The 24,490-nt window shown below is 49.8% G+C and carries 20 protein-coding genes; 19 read left to right on the top strand and 1 reads right to left on the bottom strand.

All coding sequences use genetic code 11. From position 1 onward, the window contains the following. The first annotated feature begins 99 nt into the window (after positions 1–99). The 13 genes from GRF59_RS10325 (at position 100) to GRF59_RS10265 (ending at position 14,983) form a co-directional block, all read left to right on the top strand. Positions 100–3,741, top strand: coding sequence for a DNA polymerase III subunit alpha (locus GRF59_RS10325; protein ID WP_160497480.1), 3,642 nt, complete (start codon positions 100–102; stop codon positions 3,739–3,741). Positions 3,742–3,944: 203 nt separating this feature from the next. Further along, a complete protein-coding gene (locus tag GRF59_RS10320; protein WP_160497479.1) occupies positions 3,945–4,451 on the top strand; it encodes a phosphatidylglycerophosphatase A family protein in 507 nt (168 codons plus the stop codon). A gap of 138 nt (positions 4,452–4,589) precedes the next feature. Continuing rightward, on the top strand, positions 4,590–4,778 hold the full coding sequence (locus GRF59_RS10315) for a glutamate decarboxylase (RefSeq protein WP_160497478.1): 189 nt from the start codon (positions 4,590–4,592) through the stop codon (positions 4,776–4,778). 83 nt (positions 4,779–4,861) lie between these two features. Continuing rightward, positions 4,862–5,755, top strand: a complete 894-nt coding sequence (gene accD / locus GRF59_RS10310; RefSeq protein ID WP_160497477.1) for an acetyl-CoA carboxylase, carboxyltransferase subunit beta — start codon at positions 4,862–4,864, stop codon at positions 5,753–5,755. Next, on the top strand, positions 5,756–6,739 hold the full coding sequence (locus GRF59_RS10305; RefSeq protein WP_160497476.1) for an acetyl-CoA carboxylase carboxyltransferase subunit alpha: 984 nt from the start codon (positions 5,756–5,758) through the stop codon (positions 6,737–6,739). It abuts the gene before it with no gap. A gap of 122 nt (positions 6,740–6,861) precedes the next feature. After that, a complete protein-coding gene (pyk, locus tag GRF59_RS10300) occupies positions 6,862–8,286 on the top strand; it encodes a pyruvate kinase (protein WP_160497475.1) in 1,425 nt (474 codons plus the stop codon). A 262-nt stretch (positions 8,287–8,548) separates the two neighbouring features. Beyond that, positions 8,549–9,061 carry an acyl-CoA thioesterase gene (locus GRF59_RS10295; RefSeq protein WP_160497474.1) on the top strand — a complete coding sequence of 171 codons (513 nt, stop codon included), beginning with the start codon at positions 8,549–8,551 and terminating at the stop codon, positions 9,059–9,061. Then, entirely contained in the window at positions 9,062–9,454 is a 393-nt protein-coding gene (locus GRF59_RS10290; protein ID WP_160497473.1) for an FxsA family protein, read from the top strand. A gap of 407 nt (positions 9,455–9,861) precedes the next feature. After that, the gene (gene citZ, locus GRF59_RS10285; RefSeq protein WP_160497472.1) at positions 9,862–10,977 is read left to right on the top strand and encodes a citrate synthase; all 1,116 of its coding nucleotides are present in this window, start codon (positions 9,862–9,864) and stop codon (positions 10,975–10,977) included. Between the two features lie 123 nt (positions 10,978–11,100). Beyond that, a complete protein-coding gene (gene icd / locus GRF59_RS10280; RefSeq protein ID WP_160497471.1) occupies positions 11,101–12,393 on the top strand; it encodes an NADP-dependent isocitrate dehydrogenase in 1,293 nt (430 codons plus the stop codon). Between the two features lie 16 nt (positions 12,394–12,409). After that, entirely contained in the window at positions 12,410–13,351 is a 942-nt protein-coding gene (gene mdh / locus GRF59_RS10275) for a malate dehydrogenase (protein ID WP_160497470.1), read from the top strand. Between the two features lie 138 nt (positions 13,352–13,489). Then, positions 13,490–13,915: a hypothetical protein gene (locus GRF59_RS10270; RefSeq protein WP_160497469.1), complete on the top strand. Its 426-nt coding sequence runs from the start codon at positions 13,490–13,492 to the stop codon at positions 13,913–13,915. Between the two features lie 198 nt (positions 13,916–14,113). After that, positions 14,114–14,983, top strand: coding sequence for an SDR family oxidoreductase (locus GRF59_RS10265; protein WP_160497468.1), 870 nt, complete (start codon positions 14,114–14,116; stop codon positions 14,981–14,983). A gap of 66 nt (positions 14,984–15,049) precedes the next feature. On the opposite strand, the gene yfbR is transcribed toward GRF59_RS10265, so the two are convergent. Further along, a complete protein-coding gene (gene yfbR, locus GRF59_RS10260; RefSeq protein ID WP_237391705.1) occupies positions 15,050–15,661 on the bottom strand; it encodes a 5'-deoxynucleotidase in 612 nt (203 codons plus the stop codon). A gap of 211 nt (positions 15,662–15,872) precedes the next feature. Between yfbR and pnpS the strand changes: the two genes are divergently transcribed. The 6 genes from pnpS to polA all read left to right on the top strand — a co-directional run bounded on the left by pnpS (position 15,873) and on the right by polA (position 24,445). Further along, positions 15,873–17,660, top strand: a complete 1,788-nt coding sequence (pnpS, locus tag GRF59_RS10255) for a two-component system histidine kinase PnpS (protein WP_160497467.1) — start codon at positions 15,873–15,875, stop codon at positions 17,658–17,660. Between the two features lie 153 nt (positions 17,661–17,813). Continuing rightward, positions 17,814–18,545, top strand: a complete 732-nt coding sequence (locus GRF59_RS10250; RefSeq protein ID WP_160497466.1) for a response regulator transcription factor — start codon at positions 17,814–17,816, stop codon at positions 18,543–18,545. A gap of 165 nt (positions 18,546–18,710) precedes the next feature. Beyond that, the gene (locus tag GRF59_RS10245; protein WP_160497465.1) at positions 18,711–19,898 is read left to right on the top strand and encodes a methyl-accepting chemotaxis protein; all 1,188 of its coding nucleotides are present in this window, start codon (positions 18,711–18,713) and stop codon (positions 19,896–19,898) included. Between the two features lie 166 nt (positions 19,899–20,064). Further along, entirely contained in the window at positions 20,065–20,820 is a 756-nt protein-coding gene (gene pstB / locus GRF59_RS10240; protein ID WP_160497464.1) for a phosphate ABC transporter ATP-binding protein PstB, read from the top strand. Between the two features lie 40 nt (positions 20,821–20,860). Then, entirely contained in the window at positions 20,861–21,520 is a 660-nt protein-coding gene (gene phoU / locus GRF59_RS10235) for a phosphate signaling complex protein PhoU (RefSeq protein WP_160497463.1), read from the top strand. Between the two features lie 255 nt (positions 21,521–21,775). Continuing rightward, positions 21,776–24,445: a DNA polymerase I gene (gene polA / locus GRF59_RS10230; RefSeq protein ID WP_160497462.1), complete on the top strand. Its 2,670-nt coding sequence runs from the start codon at positions 21,776–21,778 to the stop codon at positions 24,443–24,445. Positions 24,446–24,490 lie beyond the last annotated feature (45 nt).

Below are 24,490 nucleotides of genomic sequence, written 5' to 3'. Positions count from 1 at the left end.
ACTTCATTCTATGGGCGGTGCCTTGCGTAATATGATAAAATAATATAAAGAGTTGAAGACTACGATCCGATTTTAAAGCGGACCCAAAGGAGAAGAGATATGAGTTCATTTGTGCATCTTCATGTGCATAGCGAATACAGCCTCCTGGATGGAGCGGCACGGATCTCGGACCTTGTCCGCCAAGCTGCAGAATACGGGATGAAGGCGCTGGCGCTTACGGACCATGGGGTCATGTATGGTGCCGTGCCTTTTTACAAAGCATGCAAGTCAGCAGGCATCAAGCCGATCATCGGCTGCGAGGCTTATCTGACTGCCGGTTCACGCAAAGAACGCGGGAGCCGTAAAGATCAGCCTATATACCATTTGATTCTCCTGGCCAAAAATGAGACCGGCTATCGTAATTTGATGAAGCTGTGCTCTATCGGCCATTTGGAGGGTCATCATTATAAACCACGGATCGATATGGATGCCCTGAGAGCTCATCATGAAGGAATTATCTGCCTGAGCGCCTGTCTCGGCGGTGAAGTGCCGCAGCATCTTCTGAACGGAAGAGCGGAGGAAGCACGCAGGGCTGCAATCCGTTACCGGGATATTTTCGGAGAAGACTTTTATCTTGAGCTTCAGGATCATGGACTGCCCGAACAAAAACGCGTGAATCCGCAGCTGATCGAGCTTGCCGAAGAACTGAATATTTCGTTAACCGTTACCAATGACGTCCACTATTTAAAGCGTGAGGATGCCGCGATGCAAGACGTGCTCATCTGCATCGGAACGGGCAAAACGGTTGAAGATGAGGGAAGGCTGCAGATCCCGACAGATCAGCTGTATTTCAAAAGCGGTGAAGAAATGGCCCGCTTGTTCCCGCATGTGAAGCAGGCGCTGGTCAATACGGCTGCAATTGCGGACAAGTGTAATCTGGAGCTGGAATTCGGAAGATACATTCTGCCGGAATTCAGTCCCCTGCCTGAAAGTATGGATTCCGCGCAATATTTGCGTTCACTGTGCCGGGAGGGGCTTATCAAACGTTATGAAAAGACCGCGCTGTGGGCATCACCTGAAGGTCAGGAGGAACTGAACAAGCGCCTCGATTATGAGCTTGGCGTCATCGGGAGCATGGGCTTCAGCGATTATTTTCTTATCGTATGGGATTTTATCGCTTACGCGCATAAACAGGGCATTGCCACAGGTCCCGGAAGAGGCTCGTCCGCAGGCAGCCTGGTAGCGTACGTGCTAGAGATAACCAATGTCGATCCGATTAAATATCATCTTCTCTTCGAGAGGTTTCTCAATCCGGAGCGGGTAACGATGCCGGATATCGATATTGATTTCAGCGATGAACGGCGGGATGAGGTGATCCGCTACGTCGCTGAGAAATACGGCCAGGAGCGAGTGGCTCAAATCATCACGTTTGGTACGATGGCGGCGAGGGCCGCTGTACGGGATGTCGGACGAGCCCTGAACGTGCCTTACGGGGATGTGGACAAGGCTGCCAAGCTGATACCGGGCGCACATGGCATCAACATAAAGAAAGCTCTGGAGCTAAGTGATGAGCTGCAGAAAATTTATCAACAAAACTCGAAAATCCGCGAATTGCTGGACATGGCTATGAAGGTGGAAGGAATGCCGCGACACGCTTCGACACATGCTGCGGGCGTTGTCATTTCCCGTGATCCGCTGACTGACGCCGTACCGCTGCAGGAAGGCAGCGAACAGACCGCGTTGACCCAGTACTCAATGGAGAACGTGGAAAGCATCGGCCTGCTCAAGATGGATTTTCTCGGTCTGAGAACATTATCGATCATCGAACGCTGCATGAATTGGATTGGAGAAGCAGCGGGAAGCCCGCCGGATTTCGAACGCATCCCCGACGACGACCCGCAGACTTACGAAATGCTGGGAAGCGGGGAAACCACGGGCGTTTTCCAGCTGGAATCCGCAGGTATGAGGAGGGTGCTGAAGGATCTTAAGCCTTCCGTATTCGAGGATATTATTTCGGTCCTGGCCCTGTACCGGCCGGGTCCCATGGAATTCATACCGAAGTTTATTCAGGCCAAGCACGGCCTGATTGAAATTGATTATCCACAGGAGGATCTCAAACCGATTCTCGGCGATACCTATGGCATTATCGTCTATCAAGAACAGATTATGAAAATCGCGTCACTGATGGCCGGATTTTCGCTCGGGGAAGCAGATTTGCTCCGCCGCGCCGTCTCGAAGAAAAAGCGTGAGGTTCTGGATCAGGAACGGAGCCATTTCGTTGCGGGCAGCTTAAAGCAGGGATACACCGAGGATGAAGCCAACCGGGTCTATGATATGATCGTCCGGTTTGCTGATTATGGCTTTCCGCGGGCTCATGCTGCGGCTTACGGGGTGCTTGCTTTTCAGACCGCCTATCTGAAAGCTCATTATCCGGTGCAGTTCATGGCCTCCATGCTGACCGCGGTCATGGGCAGTCACCGCAAGGTTGCCGAATATGTCGTGGAATGCAGGCGGATGGATATTCACGTGCTGCCTCCGGATGTGAATGAAAGCGGCGTGCTGTTTACTCCGGTCATTCCGGGGAGTTCAAATCATACGGGAGCCGGTCCGGGACATATACGGTTCGGTCTCGGAGCCATCAAGAACGTAGGCACGCAGGCTGTGGAGAATATGATGCTGGTCCGGGAGGAAAAGCCCTTTGAAAGCCTGCTGGATTTCTGCCGCAGGATCGATTTGAGAGTCTGCAACAAGCGGGTGATTGAGTCGCTGATTCAGGCGGGGGCGTTCGATTCACTCCCGGGTCACCGGTCACAGCTGCTGGCCATGCTTGACGAGACCGTTGAAGCTGCCGTGAAGTGGCGAAAAGAACGCGAAGATTTGCAGATTCAGCTGTTTGATTTTGTCGAAACGCCAAACTGGGATATCGAGTATCCCGAGATTCCTGCTTTCTCCGCAGGACAGCAGCTGGAGCTTGAGCGGGAACTGCTGGGACTGTACCTCTCCGGCCATCCGCTGGATGATTATAATCAGTCCGTCAATATGCCGGGAGTAGACAGGCTGATGGATCTTGCGGAAGCTGCGGATGAATCTTACGCGGTCGTAGCAGCCATGGTCATCTCCGTTAAAACCATCACGACCAAGCAGGGAAAAGCGATGGCCTTCATGGAAGTCGAGGACCAGATCGAGCGCTGCGAGGTGGTGCTCTTTCCGGAGGTGTGGCGGCGCAGCTCCCCGAATATTGAAAAGGGGGCTCTGCTCGCACTCCGCGCCAAGGTACAGCAGCAGGATGAAGGCTTCAAGCTGCTGGCTGAGGACGTGCTGCCGCTGGACGATGCTGCGCTCGGGCAGCTGGTCAAGCGATCGCGGACCAAACCAGCTTCGGGCAGAAGTTACGCCAAACAGCCGCAGCCAGCCCAGAAACCGGTATCGGTGACAGCCGGAACGGAGGCTAAAACCTTCGGTGCGGCAGTTGCTTCTGCGGAATTGAGTTCTTCGGAAGAAACGAATCCGTCCAGGAAGGGCAGGGCGGCAGAGCAGCGCGTATTCGTCAAGATTACGCCGCAGGCTGAGCGCAGTCCGGATCTTCTGACCCGGCTTAAAGTGCTGCTGCAGGAGCATTCGGGTCCGGTTCAGACGGTATTGTTCTACGAAGATAGCCAGAAACTGTTAGCACTTAGTGACAGCTACCGCATTAAGCCTTCGCCGGAGCTGTTTGACAAGATGGAAGGAATTCTGGGGAAAGATACGGTACGAATCAAATAAACGGATTGATAGCCCGGCGTTCTTTAAGGCTGAAGGGCTTCGCATTCATACGAAATCTTTCGCCCGAAGGTTTAACCGAGATTTTACGAACGTTTCCGCTTGCTCCCGCATACACTTATGAACACCTATCCAAAGGACAACATTTAATGCGCCTCGGTTTTGAATTTCAGGCTTGCCGGGCGCGTATGCGGGGGGATTTGCGGATGTCGTATGAAGCAGTGGTGGCTATGTTGAACCACCGGGGAGTCAAGGTTGAAGATATTGCCGATATCGTGTACCAGCTGCAGCTGGTGTATCACCCTCTTTTAACAAGGCAGGATTGCATAGATAGCGTCAAAGCGGTTCTCGGGAAACGGGAAGTGCAGTATACGTTGTTCACGGGAATGGCTCTTGATGAGCTCGCGGAGCGGCGCCTGCTGCCGCATCCGTTACAGGCTATCATGGAAGCAGATGAGCCTTTATATGGCGTGGACGAGACATTAGCACTTGGAATTACCAATGTTTATGGTATGATCGGATTGACAAGTTTTGGTTATCTCGATAAGGAGAAAACTGGAATTATAGCAGAGCTGAATGATAAAAAAAATGAAATACACGTATTTCTGGATGATCTTGTGGCCGGACTTGCCGCAGCGGCTTCAGCCCGCATTGCGCATCGGCATAAAGGCGCCAAAATGTATCCGCATGGTCCTGAACATTCCGGGTCGTAAACGGTTTTTCATCCCTTTGGAAGCCCCTTGATCTCACGAATAGTTTCAAAGCCCTTTGTTGCGGGAAAAAAGATAGTTATGTTATCATTGTTTCATTATACGGGCTCAGAACATGAGATTAGGGGGCTTTCGAAAGGAATGTGGACGGTCATCTATATTGCGCCTACCGCCAAGGTAGCCGAAATGATCCAGACCAAACTAACGGAAGAAGGATTTTTGGTGAAAAGCCGTCCGATCAACTTATCCAAGCAGCAATTCGAAATACTGGTGCCCTCCGGTGAGCTGGAGGAAGTCCAAGAAGTGCTGAATTCCATTCTGCATCCTTAATCTTTCGGAAAACGAGACAGTGGCGTTATATTTGGTAGAATGAAGATGCGGCTGAGTAAATTAACGGCTGGAGAGGTGTAGTTGTGTTTAAAGACTTATTTCAGAAAAAAAGAAAGTACGCGACCATTCCTTCAGATCGAGTAGGAAGAGGCAGCGAGCCTGGCGAAAGCGAGAGACCCAAGCGGGAAATTCCGGAAGGGCTCATGAATAAATGCGGCAAATGCGGCACCATTCAATACAGCAAAGAGCTGGAGAAAAATCTGAAGGTCTGCCAGAACTGCGGATATCATATGCGTCTGAACGCCGTGGAACGGATTCACATGGTGCTGGATGAAGAAGGCTTTGAGGAATTTGACAGCGGCATGGTATCCGTCGATCCGCTACAGTTCCCGGGATACGGAACAAAGCTGGAACAGCAGAAGATGAAATCGGGTCTGCGTGAGGCTGTCATTACCGGACAAGGAACCATCGAAGGATTGCCTGTGGTGGTAGCGGTCATGAGCTTTGATTTCTTCACGGGCAGTATGGGCTCGGTTGTAGGTGAAAAAATCACGCGCGCGATTGAAGTAGCGACGGAAAAGGATTTGCCTCTGATCATTTTCTCCACATCAGGCGGTGCACGGATGCAGGAAAGCATTCTCAGCCTGATGCAAATGGCGAAAACAAGCGCTGCCCTGGCGCGTTTCAACGAAAAAGGCGGCCTATATATTTCCGTAATCACGGATCCTACGACTGGCGGTGTTTCTGCCAGTTTTGCCACGCTTGGTGATATCAACATTGCCGAGCCTGGAGCGGTGTTTGGTTTTGCCGGCAGAATCGTCATTGAACAGACAATTCGTCAGAAGCTGCCTGACGATTTCCAGACCGCAGAGTTTAATCTGGCTCATGGCCAGCTGGATCTCGTAGTTCATCGCAAAGAGCTGCGTGGAATGCTGTACAAGCTTATTGAGCTTCATAGCGTGAAAGGGGGTTATTAAGTGGCGGGAGAATTGCCTTTTGAAAAGCCCCTTGTTGAAATGCGGCAAAAAATCAATGAACTGAAGCAGTTTGGACAAGACAAGGGTATTGATTTTACCGACGAGATTTCAAGACTTGAGGAGCGCTACGCGGAACTGGAGAATGATATTTATACGAATATTTCTCCTCACCAGAAAATGCATGTCGCAAGACATCAGCAGCGCCCGACCTCGCTTGATCTGATCCAGCTGATCTTCAGCGACTTTATCGAATTACACGGCGACCGCCTCTTTGGCGACGATCTTGCCGTGATCGGCGGACTTGCGAAGTTGGAAGGAAGACCAGTAACGGTCATCGGCCAACAGCGGGGTAAGGATACCAAGGACAACATTGCCCGTTTCTTCGGCAGTGCCCATCCTGAAGGTTTCCGTAAAGCGCTTCGATTAATGCAGCAGGCAGAGAAATTTAAACGCCCGATTATCACTTTTATCGATACAAAAGGTGCTTATCCGGGTAATACAGCAGAAGAAAGAGGACAATCCGAAGCCATTGCCCGCAACTTGCGGGAAATGTCGGCACTCGGGGTTCCTGTCATTTGTGTGATCATCGGCGAAGGTGGAAGCGGCGGTGCTCTTGCGATGGCTGTAGGTAACCGTGTGCTGATGCTGGAGCATGCCATTTATTCGGCTATTTCGCCAAACGGGGCGGCATCAATTCTTTGGAAGGATGCGTCCAAGGCGGACCAGGCGGCTGAAGCCATGAAGATTACGGCTAAGGACCTGCTTGGGTTTGAGGTTATCGAAGAGATCATTCCGGAGCCGGTTGGAGGCGCACACAAAGACTATGAATTAACGGCATCCTCGATTAAAGAGGTATTGGTACGCCATCTGCATGAGCTCTCTACCATGGACAGCGCGGCTTTAAAAGAAGACAGATATCAGAAATTCCGCAAAATAGGAAAGTTCGCGTATGAGCAATCATCGTCCGCCGGAGTGATAGAATAGATTGATCTTGTCAATGATGGATATGACAAAGTTCCTATACAAAATCTTTAATTTGTAGTAGATTTAATCTTTGGATAAAGATGTTGGATAGAGAGATTTTAAGAAAAACGGAGGAAACCCAAATGCGTAAAACAAAAATCGTATGTACTATCGGACCTTCCAGTGAATCGTTGGAAAACACCAAAAAATTGATTCTTGCTGGCATGAACGTAGCCCGTCTGAACTTTTCACACGGCGATTTCGAGGAGCATGGCAACCGGATCAACAATATCCGCCAGGCTTCCAAGGAACTGAACAAAACAGTAGCCATTCTGCTTGATACCAAAGGACCGGAAATCCGTACGGGCAAGCTGGCTGTTGAGCCTATTGAACTGGTTCAAGACGAATATATCACATTGACAACCGAAGAAATTTTGGGAGACAAGGACCGCATCTCGATTACTTATCAGGATCTTCCAAGTGATGTGGAAGTCGGCTCCACCATTTTGATCGATGACGGTCTGATTGGTTTGACGGTTGTTGGTGTAGAAGGCACTGAGATCAAATGCCGCATTGTCAACGGAGGTACAATCAAAAGCAAGAAGGGCGTTAACGTACCGGGTGTCGCGATTTCTCTGCCAGGCATTACGGAGAAAGACGCGAACGATATCGTGTTTGGTATCGAGCAAGGCATCGATTTTATCGCAGCTTCCTTCGTCCGCAAAGCAAGTGACGTTCAAGAAATCCGTGAGCTGCTCGAGAAGCATGATGCAGGACACATTCAAATTATCTCCAAAATCGAGAATCAGCAGGGCGTGGACAACCTGGACGAAATCCTTGAAGCTTCCGACGGCCTTATGGTAGCCCGTGGCGACCTTGGCGTTGAAATTCCTGCTGAAGAAGTACCATTGGTACAAAAACGCATGATCGAGAAATGTAACGTTGCCGGTAAACCGGTTATCACCGCTACTCAAATGCTCGATTCCATGCAGCGCAACCCGCGTCCAACCCGCGCTGAAGCAAGTGACGTGGCGAATGCAATCTTTGACGGAACCGATGCGATTATGCTTTCGGGTGAAACAGCTGCCGGTAAATATCCGGTGGAATCCGTTCTGACCATGTCCCGTATCGCTGAAAAAGCGGAATCCGCACTGAACTACCGCGATATCTTCCTGAAGCAAAGAATCGCCCAGGAAACCACTGTAACCGAAGCAATCAGCCAATCCGTCGCGATTTCCGCTCTGGATTTGAATGCCAAAGCGATCATTTCCTCTACGGAATCCGGTCATACGGCGCGCATGGTATCCAAATACCGTCCACAGGCTCCGATCATCGCCGTAACGACTCAAGAGCGTACGCTCCGTCGCTTGGCTTTGACTTGGGGTGTAACGCCGATCCAAGGCAAGACAGCAACTTCTACGGACGAAATGTTCGAGAACTCCCTTAAAGGCGGCCTGGAATCCGGGCTCGTGAAGCCAGGAGATCTGGTTGTAATTACGGCAGGCGTTCCGCTTGGACAATCCGGTTCCACGAACCTTGTGAAAGTTTCTCAGGTTCCTAACGCATAAGAAGCGCGAAATCATGGAATGACCGATAACGTTATAAATTCTTTTAAATATAAGGCTGTGCAGGTGAAATCCTGTACAGCCTTTTTTTCTTTATCCGAAACCGGACGAGGAAATTTTTTCTGAATGAACAGGGCGGACATAGCGCAAAATATCTATATTATGCTTATTTCCCGATAGCCAGGCGCTAGATTCGAGAGTTGTGAAGCCCTATGTTATACTTGCATTAACGCTTTATATTTTCAAAGAAGGGACTTTGGCGTACATGGAAAAAGACATGGAAGACAAGCTCGGCCGATGGTATGAGGCTTCCGTCCGGGTCCGCTATCAGGAGAGCGACCAGATGGGAGTCGTGTATCACGCCAACTACCTGAACTGGTTTGAGATTGGACGGACCGAAATGATCCGTGAGCTTGGCATTACATACCGAAGCATGGAGGATCAGGGTGTTCTGCTTCCCGTTATAGATTTGGACATGAAATTCAGCCAACCCGCCCGATATGATGATGAAATCACGATTTTTACACGGATGACATCATTTTCGAAATTGAGAATCGGATATGCGTATGAAGTCAGAAGACTTTCCGAAGAAGAGAGACGGCAACTGGGCCAGAAGAGGCTCTTAGAAGGGCCTGAGCTGCCCGGAGAGCTGCTCGTATCAGGTTCGACCAGGCATGTGTGGGTGAATCGTCAATGGCAGCCTGTAAGGCTGGACAAGAGCGCTCCGGACCTCTACGAGGCTCTGGAACTGTCGCTCGCCGGGGGAGGGGAGCAATGAATGTGGAAGTGGCTGCTTGCCGTAATTATTATTGTGCCCGCAGTTGAAATTTACGGTTTTGATTGGGTGGCTAGCAGGGTTGGCGGTGGGAACACGTTCCTGCTTGCCATCTTGACTTCCGCGATCGGGATGCTGATGATGCGCTTTGAAGGACGCAAGGTGCTGGAGGATTCGCGGGCGCGGATGAATTCCGGCCAGGTTCCGGGAAGAAGCCTGGTCGATGGACTATGCGTTTTTATCGGCGGCATTCTCCTGGTCATTCCCGGCTTTGTGACCGACATCATCGGGTTTACCATGGTCTTTCCTCTTACGCGCCCATTGTACCGCTTTCTGATCCTAAAGTGGCTGGAGCGGAAGATGAAAAAGGGGAATATCACGATTCATCGCCGGTAAAAGAAGTGGTTTTGCAGTGTGATAAAAAAATCTTTATGTGACTGATAAAACAATTTGATGCTTTTGTAAGGGGCACTTATGTTCACATATCCGTCAAAATCCTTTATGATAATAGTGATTCCATTACTTGGCGTCTTCATGTCAGGTAGAATGGCGGACGGCCGTTTTTGAAGAGATGAGAAAAGGAACACATTCAGAAGACATCGCATGCTGAACGGGTAAGAAGGAATAGGCCTAGGCTGGTTGTGCGGTTTTTCTTCCGTAAAAATACGTCATGAGACGACGTTACGGCCTGTCTTCCGGTAAAGTGCGTCTAAAGACGTTTTTCTTGTTTCGGGCAAAATGTAAATGTTTTCACGGCTTGTTTATCCTGTTTTAAAATCCGTTTTTCAAAGGAGAGATGTACGATGACAGCTACTAAAGGCCTTGAGGGCATTGTTGCCGCAGCTTCTTCCATCAGTTCCATCGTGGACGGTGTGCTCACATATCGCGGTTATGACATCGATGATCTTGCAGTCAATGCAAGTTTTGAAGAAGTAGCCTATCTGCTATGGTTCGGAAAGCTGCCGAATGAAGCAGAACTAAAACAGCTCCATGAGGATTTGAGCAACGAAGCTCCGATTCCCAATGAAGTTATCGAGCAAATGAAATTATACCCTAAAGATACAAATACCATGGCTGCTCTCCGTTCGGCGGTATCGGCACTTGCCCTCTACGACGGTGAAGCTGATGACATGAGCCGTGAAGCAAACCAGCGCAAGGCGATCCGCCTTCAGGCTAAACTGCCTACCGTCATCGCTGCCCTGGCGCGCATCCGCGAAGGCAAAGAACCTGTGGCTCCGCAAGCCGGACTATCCGTTTCCGAGAACTTTCTGTATATGCTCAGAGGCGAAAAACCGGAAGAGGTTTCGATCAAAGCATTGGATCAAGCGCTTGTGCTTCATGCGGACCATGAGCTGAACGCTTCGACTTTTGCTGCTCGCGTAACCGTGGCTACGCTTTCAGATATCTATTCCGGCGTGACTTCGGCGATCGGCGCACTGAAAGGTCCTCTGCATGGAGGAGCCAATGAAGCGGTGATGAAAATGCTGAACGAAATCGAAAGCTTGGAAAACGTCGAGCCGTTCATCCAGCAAAAATTGGATAATCGCGACAAAATTATGGGCTTTGGCCATCGCGTGTACAAAAACGGAGATCCGCGCGCGAAGCATTTGCAAAAAATGTCTCGTGAGCTTGGCGAAATGAAAGGCGACACAACGCTGTATGAAATGTCCGTCAAGATCGATGATCTGGTAACGACTCAAAAAGGTCTGAGACCGAATGTGGATTTCTACTCCGCTTCTGTGTATACTCAGCTAGGGTTCAATCACGAGTTGTTTACCCCGATTTTCGCGATCAGCCGCGTATCCGGATGGACCGCACATATTCTCGAGCAGTATGAAAACAACCGCATTATCCGTCCACGTGCCGAATATGTGGGTCTCACCGATCAAAAGTACGTACCGGTTGAACAGCGCTCTTAGTGGACAATAAAGAATAGGGGGACCGGTAGCGGCGCACTTTTCGTGCAGGGCTCCGGAGCCCCTATGTGACTGTCCATGTTTGAAATGAAAAGAATATTGATGAAAATGAAGGAGGACATTATCATGAAATTGGACAAATTTGCACTTCCTACCGAAGGTGAAAAAATTGAAATAACAGAAGGCAAGCTTCAGGTGCCGAACAACCCGATCATTCCTTTTATCGAAGGTGACGGAACAGGCCGCGACATCTGGAAAGCTTCCAAACGCGTTCTGGATGCTGCTGTTGAAAAAGCTTACGGCGGATCTAAAAAGATCGCTTGGTACGAAGTATTTGCCGGTGAAAAAGCGTTCAATACATACGGAGAATGGCTGCCAAACGACACGCTTGAAGCTATCCGTGAGTACATCGTAGCTATCAAAGGACCATTGACTACGCCAATCGGCGGCGGTATCCGTTCCCTGAACGTAGCCCTTCGCCAAGAGCTGGATCTGTATGTATGTCTGCGTCCTGTACGCTACTTCAACGGCGTTCCTTCTCCGGTGAAGCATCCTGAGCTGGTGGACATGGTTATTTTCCGTGAAAATACCGAGGACATCTACGCTGGTATCGAGTATCAAGAAGGTTCCGAAGCCGTGAAGAAGGTTATTAAATTCCTTCAAGACGAAATGGGCGTTAACAAAATCCGTTTCCCAGAAACTTCCGGTATCGGCATCAAGCCTGTATCCTCCGAAGGCTCCAAGCGTCTGGTTCGCGCAGCTGTTGAGTACGCAATCCAGCATGGCCGTAAGAGCGTTACGCTGGTACACAAAGGCAACATCATGAAATTTACTGAAGGTGCCTTCAAAAACTGGGGCTATGAAGTGGCTGAGCAAGAGTTCGGCGACAAAGTATTCACATGGGCACAATACGATGCCATCAAAGAAAAAGACGGCACGGATGCAGCTAACGCAGCACAAAGCGCAGCAGAAGCTGAAGGTAAAATCATTGTGAAGGACGCGATTGCGGACATCGCCCTGCAGCAAGTATTGACTCGCCCTACCGACTTTGATGTGATTGCTACACTTAACTTGAACGGTGACTACCTGTCTGACGCACTGGCTGCCCAAATCGGCGGTATCGGTATCGCTCCAGGTGCTAACATCAACTACGTAACTGGACATGCTATTTTCGAGGCTACTCATGGTACGGCTCCTAAATACGCGGACAAAGACGTGGTAAACCCTGGTTCCGTTATCCTGTCCGGCGTTATGCTGCTTGAGCATCTGGGATGGCAGGAAGCGGCTGACCTGATCTATAAAGGCATGGAAACATCCATTAACAATAAAACCGTTACTTATGACTTTGCCCGCCTGATGGACGGCGCAACGCAAGTAAAATGCTCCGAGTTCGCTGACCAAGTCATCAATAACATGTAAGGAAGAAGGAAAAACAATGGCTTTGACTCGTAAAAAAATTACTGTCGTAGGTGCCGGCTTTACCGGTGCAACTACTGCTTTGATGTTGGCTCAAAAGGAACTTGGCAACGTAGTGCTGCTGGATATTCCACAGCTCGAGAACCCGACCAAAGGTAAAGCGCTCGACATGCTGGAAGCAAGTCCGGTACAAGGCTTCGATAGCCAAATTACCGGTACTTCCAACTATGATGATGCCGCTGACTCGGACATCGTTATCATTACTGCAGGTGTAGCCCGTAAACCAGGCATGAGCCGTGATGACCTCGTGAACACCAATGCAGGCATCATGAAAGCGGTTTGCGAAAATGTAAAAAGAGTCGCTCCAGAATCCATTGTAATCATTTTGAGCAACCCTGTAGACGCTATGACTTATGTAGCGAACAAAACGCTCGGCTTCCCTAAAAACCGCGTGATCGGTCAATCCGGCGTACTGGATACGGCTCGTTACTGCACATTCATCGCGCAGGAGCTTAACGTATCCGTGGAAGATGTCCGCGGCTTCGTGCTCGGCGGACACGGTGACGACATGGTTCCTCTCGTTCGTTACTCGAATGTTGGAGGGATTCCAATCGATACACTGATTCCTGCGGACCGCATTCAAGAAATCGTGCAGCGTACCCGCGTAGGCGGCGGTGAAATCGTCAACCTGCTGGGCAACGGCAGTGCTTACTTTGCTCCTGCAGCTTCCCTCGTACAGATGGCTGAAGCGATTATGAAGGACAAGAAACGCATTATTCCTGTCATTGCGCTTCTTGAAGGCGAATATGGATACCACGATTTGTTCCTGGGCGTGCCTACCATTCTTGGCGGCAATGGCATCGAGAAAATTTTCGAGCTGGAGCTTACGCCTGAGGAAAAAGCGGCCTTGGACAAATCCGCTGACTCCGTACGCAACGTCATTTCCGTTGTGAACGTGTAATTAACGTTCGATTGCACCATAGTTCAAAAGGGAAAACCTCTAAGTTTGTTCATATTTAGAGGTTTTCTTTTCTTTTGATTGGTGTAAAATGATAATACATGTAATCTAAATCATAGAATTTATGGAGGGATCCTGTTCATGGGAATGGTAATGTTATTTATACATATCTTGGGCGCTGCGGCTCTAGGCTTCTATCTGATTCTGCCTTTCGTTGTGGGTAAAGTAGCCAAACTGTCTCTGCCGGCACAGGAAGGCAGTGCGGCAGCCATCCGCGGCCTTAATACGTATGCTCAAATCGCGCTTGTCATTCAATTGCTGACGGGTGGATATTTGATGAGTCAAGGCGATTATTCGGTACCTTGGATGATCGTGGTCATTATCTTGTTCCTGGCTATTGGTGCCATCAGCGGCATGATGGGCAAACCGCTTCGCCTTGCGCTGGATGGCATTAAGAACAGCCGCGACATTTCGGTCCAAACCGGAAAAATCCGTACGCTGAGCGCTTTGATCGCCATTTGCGTTCTCGTTATGCTGTTCTTTATGGTATACAGAGATATTATCTAATCAACGGATATGAAGTAACGCCGTCCCCATTCCTTTAGGGGGACGGCGTTTTTGTGTTTGATTTTATGGTTCATGTGGTAAGTAACCATCGTCAGAAGAATAAAGGAAATGATTTGCGCCATCCTAATATGGATAAGTAACCCTCGTATGATTGGATGTTGAGAACAATAAATGCAGCATGGAAGGGAGAAATGAATCGTGTCAGGAAATTCACAAACTAAGCAGACGCTGCCTCCGCAGCATCAGAACCAGCAGCCGGGGATCGAATCGGAGATGAATCCGCTCCCTAAATACGAGCCGAGCGATTATGTCGCCGCAGGCAAGCTCAAAGGCAAGAAAGCAATTATTACAGGCGGGGATAGCGGCATCGGACGCGCAGTTGCGGTGGCATTTGCCAAGGAAGGTGCGGATTTGTCGATCATATATTTGAATGAACATGAGGATGCGAAGGAAACGAAGCGTCAGGTCGAACAGGAAGGACGCAAATGCCTGCTGATCGCCGGTGACATCGGCGACGAGCATTTCTGCAAAAAAGCCGTGAACCAATCGGTGCAGGAGCTTGGGGGATTGGATATCTTGATCAACAATGCAGCCGAGCAGCATCCGCAGCAGAAGATCGAGGATATTACGGCAGAACAGCTGGAACGGACTTTTCGGACCAACATCTTCGGCATGTTCTATATGACGAAGATGGCGATGCCGCATATGAAGGGTGGCAGCTCCATCGTAAATACGGCTTCCATAACCGCCTATAAAGGCAATCCGACGTTAATTGATTATTCGGCAACCAAAGGAGCGATTGTCAGCTTTACACGCTCCTTATCGATGAATATTGTGGAAAAAGGCATTCGCGTGAATGCAGTGGCGCCAGGGCCGATCTGGACGCCACTCATCCCGTCAACTTTTGATGCCAAGAAGGTAAGCGAATTTGGATCGACCCAGCCGATGAAGCGACCGGGCCAACCGGAGGAGCTAGCTCCGGCTTACGTATATCTGGCATCCAATGATTCTTCCTATGTGAGCGGACAGGTCATCCATGTGAATGGCGGAGAAATCGTGAATGGCTAATGAACGCTAAACAGGTTATCTATCATAAAAGGCTGAGCAGATGAGAATCTGCTCAGCCTTTCTATGTTATTCTGGGTTATTTGAGATCTGAGACAGCTCATCCAGGGACATCTCAAAGCTTGGAGCCATATGAGTCAGAAAATAGTCCGCTTCCGGAAGCTGCATTTGCTTTACCTTGGAAAGCGTCTGTTCCTTGGCAGCGGCAAATTCCCTGTTGCCGGATGCGACTTCAAAAGCGCATTTTAGATAAGCGTCCAAACTGTCGGCAGCTTTGACGTAGCGAAGGAGCTCACGCTGCTCCGCATCCTCGGAGTCGGGCCGGAACAGTTTGGCATAGATTGACTGCAGCTCGGGCGGGGCCATACCAGCCAGACGTTTGGCTGCGATGTTCTCCATTTCGCGGAAGCTCGCGAGAAGCTGCGGATTGTTATGCTTCACCGGCGTGGCGATGTCTCCGGTAAAAACCTCGGCTGCATCATGGTACAATGCGAGCGTGGCAGCGCGGTCTGCGTTCAGCTTACGGTCATAATAGGTATTGCCGATTAAGCAAAGCATATGGGTTAAGAGCGACACGTGGAAGGAATGATCCGCCACATTTTCAGTTGTTGTACTCCGCATCAGGCTCCAGCGCCGGATGTATTGAAGTCGGTACATATAAGCAGCTAATGGAAAGTTCAAGGATTTTACGCTCCTTTTAAAATGATCATATTTAATCCAGCGTTAACAATTCGCTATTATTATACTCTTAACCCCTGCAAGACATCTACCTGTTAAAGATTGCTTGGCGTGGCCATCCCATGAACGGAAAATAGACTGTTCATCCTTGGATTTTCAAGATAGGATAAGAATAAGAAAAATGAAATGAAAACTCATGAAAAGGAAGACGGCAATGAGACCCTTTCGTATCAGACTCACCTTGATCTTAATGATCATGATTGGCATCTCCATGGTGGGTGCGGGCATTACGATGGCCCAGGTGTTTAAAAAATCCCATATTTCCGCATTAGAAGACAATATGATCAGGGAGATCAACCTACTGAGCCGAACGTTTGATTTTCGTCCCGCTTCGGGAGAAAGTGCGGTGACTTACTATACACGTGAATCCAGATATCTGGCCGGACTTATCGACTCGAGGGTTACGTTTATTACGAAAGACGGAACGGTCATCGGAGATTCGGAAAGCGATCCGCTCCTTATGGATAATCACAGCACGCGCGAAGAGATCGTTAACGCGGCGCAAAAAGGCGCCGGGCATGCGATTAGGTACAGTTCTACTCTTCGGGAGGACATGCTATATGTAGCGGTGCCAGTCGTTTCCGGTGGTAATTACGATGGTTTTATCCGCTTGTCTGTGAGTCTGGAATCCGTTGACGAGGGAGTTCGCAAGGGCTGGACGCTGATGGCGGGCGGGTTGGCTATTTTGTTCGTCGTGGCTACACTTGTCAGCTACCGTGTTGCGGCTGGACTGACATCTCCTCTGGAGAAAATTACCAGGGTTGCGGGGAGGATATCCGGTCTCGATTATGATGCGAGAGTCAATATGTACCGGAAGGATGAGATCGGAGAGCTGGCCAAGGCGATTAACGGCATGGCGGATAGTCTTCAAAATCAGCTGCAAACGATACGTGATAATGAGGACCTTCTCCAAAGTGTACTCGATAACATGACCAGCGGAATACTTCTGGTGGACGCGACAGGCAGCATTGCCCTCATCAACCCGGCCGCAGAAAGAATGTTGCATGTCGGTCCCGGCCAACTGAACGGGCGTTCTTTCAATGAACTAAAGCAGTATTATGAGCTGACCCGGCTGATCAAGGACGGAATAACGGAACGGGTGATTATCCATGAGGAACGAAGCGTGTACCAGCCGGAAGAAACCATTCTGCATCTGGATGGAGTGCCTATGTTCGGAGAGGAACATTCTTTTAAAGGCATGCTGTTTCTGCTTCAGGACGTGACGGCGATCCGCCGACTGGAGAATATGCGAAGCGAATTTGTGGCGAATGTATCGCATGAGCTGAAAACGCCGGTGGCAGCCGTGAAGGGATTCTCCGAGACGCTGCTCGGAGGCGGCGTCAAAGATGAAGAGACAGCGAGATCCTTCCTGCAAATCATATACGATGAAAGTGAGCGGCTGAACCGCTTGATAAGTGATATACTTGATTTGTCGAAAATCGAATCCAAGCGTTCTCCGATGGATTACGCACCGGTTCATTTAGCCTCTTTCTGCGCGTCCATTATGGATACGATCGGAACCGTGGCCAAGAAAAAAAGGATCACGCTGCATACCGAAATCCCGGAAGAGTTGTTCGTGGAGGCGGATGAGGATAAGCTCCGGCAAATTTTGATTAATCTCTTGTCCAATGCCGTAAGCTACACGCAGGACGGCGGCAAAGTGGAGCTTATCATTCAGGAACGCGGGGATGACGAGGAATCCGATAAGGTGATCATGAAGGTTTCCGATACGGGAATTGGCATACCTAAAAAGGACCAACCGCGAATATTTGAACGCTTTTACCGGGTGGATAAGGGCAGGTCGCGCAACTCAGGCGGGACCGGCCTCGGACTTTCCATCGTAAAACACCTGGTCGACCTGCATCATGGAGAAATCTCCGTGGAAAGCGAACTCGGCATCGGAACTACATTTACGGTTGAACTGCCTATGCTGCAGGATTAAGCGAAAAGAATCCTTTCGTTACGCTTTTCATTTCTGTAATCTTAAAAAAGGTGCGATGTTGATGCTTCTTGTTTACACAGAGTTAACATTTGAGTGTTACGATGGGCTTGTCAGCATTCGAAACCATTGTTTTTAGAACGGGGGAATTAATAAATGACGCAGCGCTTGCTGGTTATTGAAGATGAGCCGACTTTGGCCAGATTGCTCTCTTACAATCTGACGCAAGAAGGCTATGAAGTCACCATAGAAGATCACGGAACTTCCGGATTTGAGCGTGCGGTTCAAGAGCCTTTTGACTTGATCATACTGGATTTGATGCTGCCGGGAATGAATGGATTCGATATTCTTGGCAAACTGAGAGGGAAGGCCATCACGACTCCGGTAATTATTTTAACTGCCAAAAACGCGGAAGAAGAAGTGGTGCAGGGCCTTAAGCTGGGCGCGGATGATTACATCACGAAGCCGTTTGGTGTCTCTGAACTTTTGGCCCGCGTGGGTACGGTGTTACGGCGTGTCTCGGGAGCGAAGGAGGAGATGGTCCCGGAAACCGCGGATTCTGCGATCCGGCTGGGACAGCTGGAGATTTTCCCGGAAAAGTATGAGGTGCTGCTTGGCAGCACAAGTATCAGCCTAAGACCAAAGGAATTCGAAGTATTGCTGTACCTGGCCCGCAAGCCGGGCGTAGTGCTGACGAGAGATGATTTAATGAATGCCGTTTGGGGTTTCGATTACATCGGAGGCCAGCGGACGGTGGACGTCCATGTCAGTTCGCTCCGCAAAAAGCTTGAGCTTGATCCTGAATCTGTGCATATCGACTCCATCCGCGGAGTGGGATATAAACTGGTTATCAATAAAAAAAGAAGCGCTCATCATCAGGAATCATGATGGGGGCTTTTTTTTGTGTGTGGATGTTTGTGTATGCCGGTTCGGCGAATGCAATTAACATCGATAACGGTTTGTTTTTACACTCACTTGATCCGTGTCGAATCTTCTGTTAATCATTCAGCGTTATGATGCGGCTAAAGAGAAGTTCTGAGGGGGAGTTTGGTCTTGAGCACACTGCAAATGGAGAGAAGCACGAGTAACAATCTTCAAGAGCCTATATCTGAAAAGAACCAGAACGCAGACCCTATGCTGATGGACACAGCAGTATCAAATGTTCCCGGACAACAGGTAAGCAAAATATCTGCCGCTGAATGCTGCCGCACGGTCCCTGCATTGAATTCGTCTGTCACCTGCAGGGAAGCACTTGGAATGTTGAAAGAACACCCGCATTTTCCATGTCTGGTCATCTGTGGAGAGAACCATCGCCCGGAAGGACTTCTGATGAAGGACGCCTTTTTTCGGAGATTGACAGGCCGGTTTGCAGCTGATTTATATTTTGACCGCTCAGTAAAAAAATTCGCCGAAGAAGATATTTTGATTGTGGAAATGGAAGAGGACCCGGCTCTGATGATTCGGCGGGCACTGGAAAGACCGGAGAACCGGTTCTATGACTGCGTGATCGTGACGGAGAAGGACCGGCTGGCTGGAGTCCTGACGGTTCAGGATCTGATGAAGATGTCGGGGCTGCTTCAGACCGAAGCAGAGGAGCAGAGAAGACGTACGATATCAGAGAATTACGGACATGTGAGCGGCATGGAGCATTCGCTGGGAGAAGTTGCGGAGGCTGCGAGCCTTACGCTTGAAGAATGCCTCCGCATGAAAGAATGGACGTCAGAAGGAAGGCTGAAGCTAGATGAAGCAGGACAATCATATACGGAAGCCGTCGCTCACATGAACCGGAATCAGAAGCAGGTATCCCGTCTCATCGAGGATGCAGGCCAAATCTCCTCGCTTACGCAGGGAATCGCGAAGCTTGCGGATCAAAGCGGCCTCCTGGCTATCAACGCCTCTATTGAAGCAGCTCATGCGGGAAGCCAAGGCAGAGGGTTTCAAATTGTTGCGGCGGAAGTAAGATCATTGGCAGCGCAGACCCGGAGCCTCGCAGCAGATATTTCCGGGCTTCTGGAGCGTATCAGCCAATTAGCCGCCGAAACCGGGACGTTAACCGCTTCTGGAGTGCGGCAAATTCAGGCAGGGGCTGAACAATTGACCCAAGGAAGCCGGATGTTCGGCGAGCTGGAGCAGGCTGTTGGACATGTGGAAAAGACCGGCAGATCCGTACACCAGCTGGCAAGAGATACAGCCAAGCAGGCGCTTGGCGTGAAAAAGGAACTGGAACGGACTCTCACTTGAAGGAATTCCATAGATAGACCCGGATTCACATTTTACACTGCGTTTACAATTGTGGCACACAGCCTTTACATAAAGGATATACAATCAATAGAGTCACAGGTCCAGCACTTGCGATGACGAGTGAATACAGGATGTCCCAATGAACGATAAGGAGACCTGATTAGGAATGGAAAATATCATTGAAATCGAAGACTTGAACTTATATTATGACCAGTTCCATGCCTTGAAAAATATACATTTGGATATTCCGGAAAAGACTATCACCGCTTTTATCGGTCCGTCGGGCTGCGGTAAATCCACGCTGCTCCGCACACTGAACCGGATGAATGACATGATTACGGGTACGCGGATCGAGGGCTCCGTCAAAATCAGCGGCACCGGGATCTACGGCAAGGATGTATTTGTGGAGGAACTGCGCAAACGTGTCGGCATGGTATTTCAACAGCCGAATCCTTTTCCGAAATCGATCTATGACAATATTGCCTATGGCCCGCGCCTTCATGGCGTCACGAACAAAAAAACGCTGGATGGCATTGTAGAAGAAAGCTTGCGTCAAGCTGCGCTATGGGAAGAAGTGAAGGACTACCAGAAACGTTCGGCGCTTAGTCTGTCCGGCGGGCAGCAGCAGCGCCTTTGCATCGCTCGCGCGTTGGCTGTTGAGCCGGATATTCTTCTGATGGATGAAGCGACATCTGCGCTCGATCCGATCTCCACGCTGAAAATCGAAGAGTTGGTGCAAGAGCTGAAAGAAAAATACACGATTGTCATGGTTACGCATAACATGCACCAGGCTGCCCGCGTGTCTGGCCGTACGGTGTTCTTCCTGAACGGGGAGGTTGTCGAAGCGGATGAAACCAATACACTGTTCAGTAATCCGCGCGATTCCAGAACAGAAGATTATATCTCCGGTCGTTTCGGCTGATATGGAGAAACAATACTTGATATAGGGGGAAACATCGGCCATGATTCGGAGAAAAGAATTGGATCAGGATCTGGAGCAGCTTCGCTCGCTGCTGGTTAAGATGGGGGAGCATGTGGTGAGGGCGCTTGATGAAGCAGTGATCAGCCTCAAAACCCAGGACTGCGTAAAGGCACAGGAAATCGTGCAGGCAGATGCCAAGCTCAATCTGATGGAAGAAGAAATTATGGACATCGGCTCCAGACTCATCGTTACTCAGCAGCCCGTTGCCAAGGATCTTCGAAGAATACTCGTTGCATTCAAGATTTCCAGTGACCTGGAACGCATGGGCGATCTTGCGCTGGATGTGGCTAAAGTGACTTTGCGCCTGCAAGGGGAACAGCTCATCAAACCGCTGATTGATATTCCGCAAATGGCCAACATCGTGAAAGTGATGATCGAAGAGGCCATTACCTCTTATTTGGACGAAAATACGGACCTTGCATACAAAATGGCTCAGGACGACGATCAGGTTGACCATCTGTACAGCCAAATCTTGACGGAATTATATGGTCATATGAGATCAAATCCCGACTCGCTGCCGCAAGCTCTATTGCTGACGCTGGTCGGACGTTATATCGAACGGATCGCAGACCATGCGACCAATATTGGGGAAAGCGCCGTTTATCTCGTAACGGGCAAGCGCCCCGACTTAAACCGGTAAAGCCGGTTTTCCCATATGACTTGTGGATCATGAAAACATCGGAGAAATTCCGGTGTTTTTGTGTTTTAGAATGCCGATTTTTTTCTCGAATGAGGGGTCATGTGTTAAGATATGAAAAGGTATCACTTCAAGGAACAAATATGCAGAACATCACTAGGGGAATTTCCGCTAATCGTGGTCTGCCCTCTTTAAAGTACATCGATCAATGGTTTTCTTTTCATGAATAAAAGGAAGTTAAAAAAGGGAAGGTGCTGTATGAGTAGCAAACTGATTCTGATTGATGGAAACAGTATCATTTACCGGGCATTTTTTGCGATGCCTCCATTAACGAACAACAAGGGACTCCACACGAATGCCGTGTATGGATTTACGAATATGCTTTTGCGATTGATTGAAGATCATAAACCCACGCATATGATGGTTGCTTTTGATGCCGGGAAGATAACCTTTCGCCATGAGGGATACCAGGAGTACAAGGGCGGCCGCGAAAAAACGCCACCGGAACTGTCCGAACAGTTTCCGCTCCTGAAAGAGTTGCTCCAGGGCTTCGGCATATCGCAGTTTGAGCTGAGCGGATACGAAGCGGATGATATCATCGGGACGGTATCCCGGATCGCAGAGGAAGCGGGTCATCAGATACTCGTCGTCACCGGTGACAAGGACATGCTTCAGTTGGCTTCCGATCATGTACAGGTTGGACTGACGCGTAAAGGCGTAACAGAAATCGAGACTTATGCACCGGAACAGATCCAGGAAAGATATGGCCTGACGCCGCTGCAGATCATAGATCTTAAAGGGCTCATGGGCGATGCTTCCGATAATATTCCGGGCATTCCGGGGGTAGGCGAGAAAACGGCGCTCAAGCTCCTGCATCAATTTGGTTCGGTTGAAGAGGTATTGGCAAATACCAGCGAGCTGAAAGGGAAAATGAAAGAGAAGATCGAGACCCATGCGGACGATGCGGTCATGAGCAAGAAACTGGCTACGATCTACCGTGAGGTACCACTGGACAAGTCCTTTGACGACATGAACTTTAACGGTCTTAAGGAAGAAACGGCCGGTCCGGCCCTTGCCAAACTGGAATTCAAGTCACTGCTGGAACGCTTGTCCTTTAAGGCGGACGGCAGCAACCCGGATCATCCTGCCCAGGAGCAAGCACCAGCCAAGGAGATTAAGGTCGAAATTCTGGATGAAGAACATATCCATGTGTTGGTTGAAGCGTTGTCTACGATCGAGGCGCTGCATGTGGAGACGAACGGGGATAATCCTCACCATGCGGATGTGATTGGAGCCGTGTTCTCATCTCCCGAACAGCATTACTATGTTTCGTATGAACTGCTCAAGACGGAAGAAGCGGAACCGGTGCGGAAGTGGCTTGCGGATCAGGATATTCCTAAGCGTGGTTATGATCTGCACCGCACAGATTTGGCGCTACATTGGAAAGGCATCGCGTTTGCCGGCGCATCGTTTGATGTCCAATTGGCCGCGTACCTCCTGGACCCGACCGAATCGAACCAGAACGTCCATGCGCTTGCCGCCAAGTACGGCCTGCAGTTCCTCGCTTCCGATGAAGAGGTATACGGCAAGGGTGCCAAATACAAAGTGCCGGAAGACGAGGTACTGAGCAAACATATGGCTGCCAAGAGTGCAGCGATTCTGGATCTGATTCCGCAGCAGGAAAGAGAACTGGAAGGCAATGAAATGGCGTCTCTCTTCCATGATCTCGAAATGCCGTTGTCCCGAATTCTTGCAGATATGGAGAAGCAGGGAATCTCGGTGAATAAGAATGACCTGACTGAGCTGGGCAAGGAATTCGAAGGCCAAATCAGTGAGCTTGTCAAAGAAATATACGAGATCGCCGGCACGGAGTTTAATCTGAATTCGCCGAAACAGCTGGGCGAGATCCTGTTCGTGAAGCTGGGACTGCCAGTTGTCAAGAAGACGAAGACCGGTTACTCTACGGATGCCGAGGTGCTGGAGAAGCTGGCTCCTTATCATGATGTCGTGCGTCTGATCCTGCAATATCGGACCATTGCCAAGCTGCAGTCGACTTACGTGGAAGGCCTGCTCAAGGAAATTTCGCCAGAGACAGGAAAGGTGCATACCTATTATCGTCAGACCATTGCAGCTACGGGACGTCTGAGCAGCCAGTATCCGAACCTGCAGAACATTCCGATCCGTCTGGAGGAAGGACGCAAGATCCGTAAGGTGTTCGTGCCGTCTGAGCCGGACTGGCATATTCTTGCGGCGGACTACTCGCAGATCGAGCTGCGCGTGCTTGCGCATATTTCCGATGACAAGGGTCTGAAGGAAGCCTTCCTGCATGACATGGATATTCACACGAAGACGGCGATGGATGTGTTTGGCGTTCAAGCAGAGGAAGTAGACTCGAACATGCGCCGGTCGGCGAAGGCCGTCAACTTCGGCATCGTATACGGCATCAGCGATTACGGATTGTCGCAGAACCTGAATATCACCCGGAAAGAAGCCGCGCGATTTATCGATCAATATTTCGACGCGTTCAGCGGGGTTCGCCGTTACATGGACGACATCGTAAAGGACGCGAAGCGGGACGGGTATGTGACGACGCTGCTGGAAAGAAGACGTTATTTGCCGGAAATTAACGCCAGCAATTTCAACTTGCGTTCCTTCGCGGAGCGTACGGCGATGAACACGCCGATTCAAGGCACGGCGGCAGATATCATTAAGCTAGCGATGGTCCACATGGATGCTGCATTGGCAGAAAAGAAACTGAAGAGCCGCATGCTGCTTCAGGTTCATGACGAACTTGTATTCGAGGTACCGGCAGACGAGCTGGAACTCATGAAAAAACTGGTGCCAGAGACGATGGAAAAGGCCCTGGCATTGTCCGTACCGCTGAAAGCGGAAGTCAGCTATGGGATGAATTGGTACGAAGCGAAATAATGCCCCATAGAAGGGGAACTTCCGTTATAATGGGGATGAGGTGAA

This window comes from Paenibacillus dendrobii (assembly GCF_009807035.1).
Lineage (GTDB): Bacteria > Bacillota > Bacilli > Paenibacillales > Paenibacillaceae > Paenibacillus_AQ > Paenibacillus_AQ dendrobii.
The sequence above is the reverse complement of the archived record's forward strand: the minus strand, read 5'-3'. Positions and strand labels throughout refer to the sequence as shown.

What these genes read in the sequence shown, in the direction of transcription:
- phoU (WP_160497463.1), top strand. Translation starts at nt 20,861, where the DNA reads ATGATTCGGAGAAAAGAATTGGATCAGGATCTGGAGCAGCTTCGCTCG.
- GRF59_RS10325 (WP_160497480.1), top strand. Translation starts at nt 100, where the DNA reads ATGAGTTCATTTGTGCATCTTCATGTGCATAGCGAATACAGCCTCCTG.
- pstB (WP_160497464.1), top strand. Translation starts at nt 20,065, where the DNA reads ATGGAAAATATCATTGAAATCGAAGACTTGAACTTATATTATGACCAG.
- polA (WP_160497462.1), top strand. Translation starts at nt 21,776, where the DNA reads ATGAGTAGCAAACTGATTCTGATTGATGGAAACAGTATCATTTACCGG.
- citZ (WP_160497472.1), top strand. Translation starts at nt 9,862, where the DNA reads ATGACAGCTACTAAAGGCCTTGAGGGCATTGTTGCCGCAGCTTCTTCC.
- GRF59_RS10270 (WP_160497469.1), top strand. Translation starts at nt 13,490, where the DNA reads ATGGGAATGGTAATGTTATTTATACATATCTTGGGCGCTGCGGCTCTA.
- GRF59_RS10250 (WP_160497466.1), top strand. Translation starts at nt 17,814, where the DNA reads ATGACGCAGCGCTTGCTGGTTATTGAAGATGAGCCGACTTTGGCCAGA.
- GRF59_RS10320 (WP_160497479.1), top strand. Translation starts at nt 3,945, where the DNA reads ATGTCGTATGAAGCAGTGGTGGCTATGTTGAACCACCGGGGAGTCAAG.
- icd (WP_160497471.1), top strand. Translation starts at nt 11,101, where the DNA reads ATGAAATTGGACAAATTTGCACTTCCTACCGAAGGTGAAAAAATTGAA.
- pnpS (WP_160497467.1), top strand. Translation starts at nt 15,873, where the DNA reads ATGAGACCCTTTCGTATCAGACTCACCTTGATCTTAATGATCATGATT.
- GRF59_RS10315 (WP_160497478.1), top strand. Translation starts at nt 4,590, where the DNA reads ATGTGGACGGTCATCTATATTGCGCCTACCGCCAAGGTAGCCGAAATG.
- pyk (WP_160497475.1), top strand. Translation starts at nt 6,862, where the DNA reads ATGCGTAAAACAAAAATCGTATGTACTATCGGACCTTCCAGTGAATCG.
- GRF59_RS10290 (WP_160497473.1), top strand. Translation starts at nt 9,062, where the DNA reads ATGTGGAAGTGGCTGCTTGCCGTAATTATTATTGTGCCCGCAGTTGAA.
- GRF59_RS10295 (WP_160497474.1), top strand. Translation starts at nt 8,549, where the DNA reads ATGGAAAAAGACATGGAAGACAAGCTCGGCCGATGGTATGAGGCTTCC.
- mdh (WP_160497470.1), top strand. Translation starts at nt 12,410, where the DNA reads ATGGCTTTGACTCGTAAAAAAATTACTGTCGTAGGTGCCGGCTTTACC.